Source organism: Oleiphilus sp. HI0067 (assembly GCF_001635735.1).
Genome location: NZ_LWFI01000126.1, coordinates 1 through 1,056 on the forward strand (window position 1 = coordinate 1; position 1,056 = coordinate 1,056).

1 protein-coding gene is annotated in these 1,056 nt (G+C 49.0%); it reads right to left on the reverse strand.

Features of this window, described 5'->3' with window-relative positions; all coding sequences use genetic code 11:
* A partial coding sequence (mutL, locus tag A3739_RS01735; RefSeq protein ID WP_231876973.1) for a DNA mismatch repair endonuclease MutL occupies positions 1-1,056 on the reverse strand: 1,056 nt, incomplete at both ends.

Below are 1,056 nucleotides of genomic sequence, written 5' to 3' on the forward strand. Positions count from 1 at the left end.
AACGATGTCTGTTTTTTGCAGAATCACAGGGACTTCACGAATCACTAGAGATTCGGGTGCAGCCCGCTCAACTCTCAATCCGAATCGTTGGAGCTCCACAGCACAATCTTCAGCAGCATCTGCTTCCCTAGTACTGACAGCAATCGACATCGGAACAAGCAGTGGCTGAGATTGAATACCCGCGCCGTAAAAATCGGACTTCATCTTTTCGTAAGTAATGCGTTCATGCGCAGCGTGCATATCAACAATTATTAAGCCCGAACTGTTTTGAGCGAGAATATAAACGCCATGAAGCTGAGCAATCGCGAAGCCTAAAGGATGATCTTCGGCATTATTAGATACGTCAACAGTATTAGACAGCTCTGGCAAATCTGGCTTCAAACCACCATACAGAGAACTCATCCCATCTAAGGCCGTGCGCACTTCACTTTGAGCGGGATTATTTGGAATAGACTGCGGTTGAAACGCAGCCCCCGTATTCGAACTCGGCACGGACAATGGCATGCGGGTTTGACTATTATAACCGGGTTGCGCGGCTAAGCCTGTCTCCTGGTGAATCGCCTCACTCTCAGCAACTCGACTTGCGCTTTGCTCTTCGCGCATATACTCGTCAGGACGAACATCCGCTAGCGCGCGATGCAAGCTTCTGAATATGAAATCGTGCACTAAGCGCCCGTCACGAAAACGAACTTCATGCTTCGTAGGGTGCACATTCACATCAACAAGAGCTGGATCCAATTCTAAATACAGTACAAAGGCTGGATGTCGGCCGTGATAAAGCACATCCCTATATGCTTGCTTAACAGCATGACTAACCAAGCGATCACGAATCACGCGCCCATTCACGAAAAAGTACTGCAAATCCGCCTGACTTCGAGAGAACGTTGGCAGCGCGACCCAGCCCCATAGTTTTAACCCTGACGCCTCGACATCAATCTCTACAGCGTTTTCCATAAACGGCTTACCGCACAAACTCGCCACACGCTGCTCTTTATCTCTTAATGTGATCGCAGGGCGCAAACTATGCACCGGCTTACCGTTGTGAGACAGATCAAA